Origin of the sequence: Steroidobacter sp. (assembly GCF_016790065.1) — a bacterium.
In the GTDB taxonomy this organism is placed as follows: Bacteria; Pseudomonadota; Gammaproteobacteria; order Steroidobacterales; family Steroidobacteraceae; genus Steroidobacter.
Window position 1 is genome coordinate 1 of record NZ_JAEUPY010000728.1, and the last position, 7,832, is coordinate 7,832.

Annotated in this window: 6 protein-coding genes; all 6 read left to right on the forward strand. The window is 60.4% G+C overall.

Translation table 11 applies throughout. The features are described 5' to 3' along the window. On the forward strand, positions 1–632 hold a 632-nt coding region (locus JNL55_RS29635; protein WP_293863124.1), incomplete at its 5' end, for an alpha/beta hydrolase family protein. Between the two features lie 205 nt (positions 633–837). Continuing rightward, complete coding sequence (locus tag JNL55_RS29640; RefSeq protein ID WP_293863126.1) at positions 838–2,265, forward strand: amidohydrolase family protein; 1,428 nt, start codon at positions 838–840, stop codon at positions 2,263–2,265. A 3-nt stretch (positions 2,266–2,268) separates the two neighbouring features. Next, complete coding sequence (locus JNL55_RS29645) at positions 2,269–4,590, forward strand: S9 family peptidase (protein ID WP_293863128.1); 2,322 nt, start codon at positions 2,269–2,271, stop codon at positions 4,588–4,590. A gap of 48 nt (positions 4,591–4,638) precedes the next feature. After that, positions 4,639–5,859, forward strand: a complete 1,221-nt coding sequence (locus JNL55_RS29650) for an alpha/beta hydrolase family protein (protein WP_293863130.1) — start codon at positions 4,639–4,641, stop codon at positions 5,857–5,859. 115 nt (positions 5,860–5,974) lie between these two features. After that, positions 5,975–6,559: an RNA polymerase sigma factor gene (locus tag JNL55_RS29655; protein WP_293863132.1), complete on the forward strand. Its 585-nt coding sequence runs from the start codon at positions 5,975–5,977 to the stop codon at positions 6,557–6,559. Positions 6,560–6,564: 5 nt separating this feature from the next. After that, positions 6,565–7,578: a FecR family protein gene (locus JNL55_RS29660; protein ID WP_293863134.1), complete on the forward strand. Its 1,014-nt coding sequence runs from the start codon at positions 6,565–6,567 to the stop codon at positions 7,576–7,578. Positions 7,579–7,832: the final 254 nt, after the last annotated feature.

Genomic DNA, 7,832 nt, shown 5'->3' on the forward strand with positions numbered 1-7,832 from the left:
TCGCCACCATGATGTTCGACGGCCGCGAGGCCAAGTTCCGTTCTCGCAAAGTCCAGTCCGTGTTCGATGGCAAGAAGGCCACTGAGCCGGCGTTTTATGACGACCATATCGGCGCGATGCGCCAGCTGGCGAAGCGCTATCCGTTCATCGACACCGAGCGCGTCGGTATCTATGGCAACTCCGATGGCGGCTGGCGCGCAGCGCGTGCATTACTCCAGCATCCGGAGTTCTATAAGGTCGCAGTGGCAGTAGCCGGCAGTCACGACTACGGCACCTGGATCGGTACCAAGTACCCCACGGCGGAGGAGCCCGAGTTCGATTGGCCCACCAACATGGAGATCGCCGGTCAGCTGCAGGGCAAGCTGCTGTTGATGCACGGCTTCGTCGATGATGACGTGCACATCGCCCAGACCATGCAACTGGCGCAAGCGCTGATCGACGCCAACAAAGACTTCGACATGTTCATTCCGCCCATGCTCGAACACAAACAGTTCTGGCGGCACGGCTACGTGCATCGCAAGACCTGGGATTACTTCGTCCAGCATCTGTTGCATCAGACCCCGCCCGAAGGCATCACAATTCCGAACGCCAACGATCCGCCGTTCCGTCGGCCGATGCATCCGGCGGAATAAAACGCCAACCTTCCCTAGACTGATCGGCCAGAGGCGCGCTAGCCTCTGGCCCGTAGCCACGGCCGTGGCCTGAATCCAATACTCAACGGCCCAGCCAAAATGCCCGCGCGTCGACGCGGGTTCGTATCATTTACGCGCGACCGGATGAGTCTTTACCGCGTCGTGCCCACGCTCGCCACAGCTCGCACGCTTCGGAGAGATAAAAATGACACGTTCTCCTCAACGTTCCTGGCACGCGGTTACGTTGCTTATATTGCTCGCCAGCCTACCGGCGCTCGCGCAATCCAAGCTGGAGGACCGACGCAACTGGGTGGGTAAGTCGACGGCAGTTTCGGACGATCCGCGACGGGTGCCGGTCGCTCCGGGGCCGCGAGGTCCGGAAGGCAGCATCGTCCTGCGAGGCGGCCGAGTGTTCGATGGAACGGGCAGCGCTGCGAAGCTGGCGACTGTCGTGATCGAGCGCAATCGGATTGTCGCTTTACTTCCGCCAGAGGCTACGCAGTGGCCGGCAAATGCTCGGGTGATCGACGTTGCCGGCAAGACAGTGATGCCGGGCTTGATCGACCTGCACACTCATCTGACGTACACCGAGCCGAACACTCCTGAGGAACAAGCTGAGGAGGGCGAGTCCGCCACACTGCGCGGGGCGGAGCGGCTTCGCGTCTATGCGCAGTCCGGTATTACCAGTGTTCGAGATGTCGCTTCGGAAGGCACCGCGCCGTTTCGACTCAAGCAGTGGGTGGCAGAGAATCGTTTGCCAGGCCCACGAGTGTTCGCTGCCGGGCAGCTCATCACCGGCACCGGCGGTCACGGCGCCGAAGGCATGTGGCGCAAGAGCTCTCACGATCAACCGGTCGCTGCCGTTCGCGAAGCTTCCGGACCCGATGATTGGCGCGAGGCTGTGCGCGAACAGTTCAAGCGAGGCGCCGATCTGATCAAACTGGCCAGTCATTATTCTCGCGCCGAAGTAGCGGCTGCGGTGGATGAAGCACATACGCTCGGTTTGAAGGTCACCGTCGATGCGGAGACCTTTTATATTCAGTGGGCGGTTGAAGCGGGCGCGGACACCATCGAACATCCGCTCCCTCGTAGCGATGAAACCATCCGTTTGATGGCTCGCAACGGCACGGCTTCGGTGCCGACGTTGGTGCCTTACATCTATATCTTCGATCTGGCCGGCGGCTATTTCGGTTCGACCTCGCGCCGGTTCGATTTTTCCAAAGAAGCGAACATGGAGATGCTGCGCAAGTTGAAGCGCGCCGGTATCAAGTTGGGTGTGGGCACGGACCTGGTGACCGACTGGTTCCGCTATCTGCCCAACGCTTACATCACCGAGCTGAAACAGTTCGTGGCCGCGGGCTTCACCACCGAGCAGGCGTTGGTAGCCGCAACGCGGACCAGCGCTGAGATCTTGGGCATGGACGATAAGTTAGGAACACTCGCCGTCGGCAAACTCGCCGATGTGATCGTCGTGGACGGCCAGCCCGACCGGAATCTCGACGACTTGAGTCGAGTGTCGTTAGTAGTGCGCGACGGCCATGTGATTCTGGAGAACGGCCGCGTGGTGATTGCACCGCATGTGCCGGTTCCTGAACCGGATCCGCGCAAGACCGTGCCTGGCAAGGAGTGGTAAGCCATGCATGCTAGTTTAGGAAATGTTCGACAGCTCGCTGCCGGCGTGACGCTGGCGGTCGTTACGGTGCTGACGGCCAACGCTAGTGATATGCGAGGCGCTGAGCTTTCTGCCGCCTACGAACGCGCGGCGCAATTTCAAAGTGCTCGCACGCTGGTCTCACGCGAGACACTGCAGCCGAACTGGATCGCGCAGGGCAATGACTTCTGGTACTTGGACAAGTATGCAGGCAACAAGACCTTCATGCGCGTGGACTCGGCGCGGAATCGTCAGGCACCTGCATTCGATCACTCGCGACTCGCTGCTGGGCTGTCTTCGGCTGCGGGCAAGCCGTTCACCGCTAATGATTTGCCATTCGGTTACTTCGAGTATCGAGACGCAGGTCGACAAATTGCCTTCCAAGTCGAGCAGATCGCTTGGTCCTGCGAGCTGGCGAAATACAGCTGTACGCGAACGGTAGGGACGCCGGGCACGCGAGAGGGTGAAGTGCTGTCGCCGGACGGACGTTGGGCCGTCTTCAAGAAAGAAAACAATCTCTGGTTACGCGACACCAGCAACGATGCAGAACGCGCGTTGACCACCGACGGCACCAATGACCAGCCTTATGGTAGCGATGTGGGCGAGCCGGTCACCGAAGCGATGCTGCAGCAACGGGTCGAGCCCGAAGCAGTCTTCTCACCGGACTCGAAGAAGCTATTGAGCTATCGCAGCGATCAGCGCCGAGTGCGCGAGATCGCTGTCATCGAATCTGTGCCAGGACGGCCGCCAGTGACGCATCCGTATCATTTCCCCAATGCCGGCGATGCTGATGTGTCGCAGGTGCAGATGATCGTGGCGGATGTCGCCACCGGTCGCGTGACGCCGCTGCACTCGGTGTTCTCTCGCCCCGCCTCATATGACACCACGCTGTGCTGGAGCGAAAACAGCCGGCAAGCGTGTTTCAGCGAGAACGAGCGTGGCTATCGCGTTGCTCGACTGCATGTCGCCGATGTCACATCGGGGCAGGTGAGTACACCAGTGGTCGAAAGTAGCGAAACCTACGTCAACCGCAACTCGATCGCGCGCATAGCGGGTGAAGCGCTGATCTGGTCGTCGGAGCGCGATGGCTGGAACCATCTGTATCGCATCGATGCCAAGAGCGGCCGAGTGCAGCGGCAGCTCACTAGTGGCGACTGGGCAGTGCGTGAGATCCTGCACGTCGACGCCGCACAGGGCTGGGTCTACTTCACCGCTGGCGGCCGTGAGCCGGGACGCGATCCTTACTATCGTCCTTTGTATCGTGTGCGGCTCGACGGCAAGGGATTGACGTTGCTCACGCCCGATGATGCCGATCACACGGTGAGTTTCTCGCCGCGTGGCGAGTACTTCGTCGACACGTATTCGCGCCTCGATGCCGAGCCGATCAGCGTGCTGCGTCGGGCGGATGGGCGACAAGTTCGCGAGCTGCAGCGAGCCGACATCAGCAAGCTACAAGCTATTGGCTGGAAGCCGCCCAAGACGTTTACGGTCAAGGCGCGAGATGGCCAAACCGATCTGTACGGCGCCATTTTCTATCCCAGCAATTTCGATCCCAAGCGCCAGTATCCGGTGCTGGATGCGATCTACCCAGGGCCGCAATCCATCAATACCCAGAAGATCTTCTCGGCGCAGGCATCGGAAGATGAGCAGGCGCTGGCCGAGCTCGGCTTCATCGTGGTGAGCATCGACGGGCTCGGTACGCCGTACCGTTCGAAAGCATTCCGCGATGTGTCTTATCGAAACATGGGTGCGGCCGGCGGGTTGGAGGATCACGTCATCGGGCTGAAGCAGCTGGCGACGACGCATCCTTATCTGGATCTGACGCGAGTCGGTATCTACGGTCACTCCGGCGGTGGCTTTGCGTCGACGCGTGCGTTGTTGTCGTTCCCTGATTTCTACAAAGTGGCCGTGGCGTCGGCGGGCAACCACGATCAGCGCAGCTATTGGGCGGAGTGGGGCGAGCGCTTCCACGCCTGGCCGGTGAACGACGATACTTACCTTTCGCAGGCCAACCCACCGTTGGCCGCGAACTTGAAAGGCAAGCTGTTGCTGGTCCACGGGGATATGGACGACAACGTGCACGTCACGCACACCCTGCAGATGGTGGATGCGCTGATCGCGGCTAATCGGGATTTCGATATGCTGATCCTGCCCAATCGCAATCATGGATTCGTCGATTTGCGTAAAGGCAAGGAGGCGGTGAAGCGCGTCGATCCCTATTTCCTGCGCCGGCGTTGGGACTACTTCGTCCAGCATTTGCTGGGCACGACGCCGCCCCCGAACTTTCAGCTGCAGTTGCAAGACTGAACTCAAAAGTTACCCAATGACCACTCAATGACTACTGGGAGAGATGCAATGATTGGAACGCGCGTTGCTTGCGTTCTCGCAGCGGTTTTGGGGGCGTCGTTCGCGATGGCGTCCACGCCTGCTCCTGTGAAGATTCAGGAGGACATTTTCGCCGGTCAGCCGCGCGGTCCGTACCAGACCGGCACTTACGAAGAGATGTGGATCGACACCAAGCGCCAGGAGACCACGACTTCAGCTCCGAACGACCAGCGCCGCTTGATGGTGCAGATCTGGTATCCCGCCGTTCACAAGGGCAAGCAGCAACTGGCGCGCTATGCGTTGCACCGGGAGCTGTATCCGAACGACGAAGACGCGCAGTGGATGACGGACGCCGCGGCGTTGCCAACCAACTCGGCGTTGAAAGCACCGCTGGCGTCGCAACCGGCACGTTTGCCAGTGCTGATCTACAACCCGGGCGGCGGTCATCCGGCGTTCAGCGCCACCTTCCAAACGGAGTTTCTGGCGAGTCATGGCTACGTTGTGGTTGCCATCGGCCACACCGGCCTCACTCGCATCGAGCGCTTCCCGGACGGCACCAGTTACCAACAAGACACTGAGATTCCGTACTTGAGCGACGAGGAATCGAAGGGGCTGTCCGAGGTCGAGCAGTTCCGGCGAAACGTTGAAGGTTATGCCAGGCGAATGATGCCGGTTCACGTACAGGACATCGGCTTCGTGCTCGACCGACTTGCAGCGATGAATGACGAACGCGGCAATCGTTTCTATCAGCGCCTGGATCTGGAGCGCGTCGGTTCGCTGGGATGGTCATTGGGTGGCGCGCTGTCTCTGCAAGCCAGCCGAGATGAGCCTCGGATCAAGGCAGCGATCAATCTGGATGGTTGGTTGTATACCGACGTGCAGGAAACCGGTACTCAAAAGCCCATCATGGTGATGCACGGTGGCGAGCCGTTCGCGAATTCTCCCGATCAGAAGGCGCCGGATCGCGAGCTGCGTCTGTATGCAGAGATGCAGCCTTGGAAGCTCTATGCGCGCACCGAAGCCGATTGGTACGACGTGATCCTGGCACGCGCCGAGCATGGACACTTTTCCGATCGCACGTTGTTCGAGCCGGCCGACTCGAAGTCGATGCATCCTCGGCTGGCGCACGACATCGTCAACCGGCTCACTTTGGAGTTCTTTGACAAGTACTTGCGGCAGAGCCAGGCCACGCCGCTGCTCTCGGGCGAGCAGTCCTATCCCGAAGTGAGCATATTCACCAAGCCCAAGTAGCGCAGTCGGGCGCCGATTTATAGTTACGACGCACGACCCGGCAAAACCCACAGTAAGCGGCCCCGGTATTGATTCTGTATTGATTCAGTATTGATTCCGTGGCCCTTTCGCCGGCATGCTGTCCGGCGTGAACGATCCTTTGCGCCCGAATCAACCGCTTGCTGCAGCGGCGCCCGGTGCGCCGGACAGCCAGGATGAGCTGTTGGCGCACTTGAATCGGCGCTTTCGCCTGCCGTTGCTCAAATACTTCGGCCGCAGGGTTCGCAGCGCTCACGAAGCCGAAGATTTGACCCAGGATGTGTTCGAGCGCGTGCTTCGCAGCCGGGAGAACCGGCCCATCGAGAATGCCGAGGCCTTTGTTTTTCGGGTTGCCGTCAACCTGCTGCGCGATCGGGCACGGCGCGCTCAATCCCATGGCACCGAAGAGGCCCTGCCGGCCGAGGTGGTCGCGGAATTTGTCGACGTGCTCACTGTGGATTTGTCCCCCGAGCGCGTCGTACTAGGGGAGAGGACGTTACAGGAAGCGCTCTCGGTGCTGGATGAGCTCGGCGAACGGACCCGCGCGATGTTCTATCTATACCGGTTCGAGGGCCTGAAAGTCCGCGAGATCGCGGAGATGTATGGAATTTCGGCGAGTGGCGTGGAGAAGCAGCTCGAAAAGGCGCTGCTGCATCTCACTCGTCGGTTGTGCAAGTCATGAGTCGCATGGAACAAACAGAGGCTGCCGCGCAGCCTACGGATGCTCACCTCGAGCAAGCAACGCAATGGTTCATTCGCCTGCGCGAGCAAGGGCAGGTCGAGGATTTGCCGGGCCTGAAGACCTGGCTCGATGCCGATCCGCTCAACCAGCGGGCGTATCAGCAAGTGACTGCGGCTTGGTCGGCGCTGGGTGAGTTTTCCGCAGCCCCGGAAGTCATGGTCGGTCGTCGCGATGCTTTGGATAGCGCTCGACGAGCCGCGCGACGCCGTTGGTCGGTGGGCAGTGGTTTCGGTTCGCGGCCCGCGGCAATTGCTGCTGCTGTGATCGTCGCTGTCGCGTGCACTTTCGGATGGTTGTATTCCCAGCGCGGCGTCTACAGCACGGATGTTGGCGAAAGGCGGGCGCTCACACTCGAGGACGGTTCCGTCGTCACATTGGACGCGAAGTCTCGAGTTCGCGTGCACTACGAAGAGAACCAACGGCTGCTGTCGCTGGAGCGGGGCCAAGCCCGATTCGATGTTGCCAAAGATCCCACGCGACCGTTCCGAGTGCGGGCTGGCGAGCAGACCGTCATTGCGTTGGGCACGCAGTTCAATGTCGAGCTGGTCGGCGGCAACGTGTTGGTCTCGATGATCGAAGGTCACGTCGCTATCACCGGGGTTGAGCCCACCGTTGAGTCAGCCACAGCGCCCGTCGAGCTGAAGGCGGGCGAGGGTGTGCGAGTGCGCGCGTCGGATGGACACGCCGTGGTACTGCCCAAGATCGATGTCAGCAAGGCCACCGCGTGGCAATCCGGAAAAATGATTTTCGACAACGAACCGTTGTCCAGCGCCGCCGAACGCGTCAATCGTTACTCGCAATTACAGATCGTGGTCGACCCGGCCGTGGCCGACGTGGGCATCAGCGGTGCATTCAACACCGGCGATTCCAATGCATTCGTCGAAGCGGTCGCCACTTACTTCGCGGTTCGGGCCGAGCACACCGGTGCTGCGAAGATTCGCCTGACTGCACCGAACTGAATCGAGGTCGGTGCTGCCGGTTCTACGGCATTTCAAAAAATTTTCAGTCGCGCGCTGGGTATTTCACAAAGTCATGCGTCGGAATGAGCAGCTTCAGTGAATTTTCCAAAGAACAGCATACTCACCAGGCGCGGAAAATGACCCATAGAAAGTTTGCAATGCTCGCCTCGGCAGCAGCTTGCTCGACCTTGTTGCTGACCGGATCTCCGTTGCTGGCAGCGGCGCAACCAGCTGCAGCCCGTTCCATCACTCAC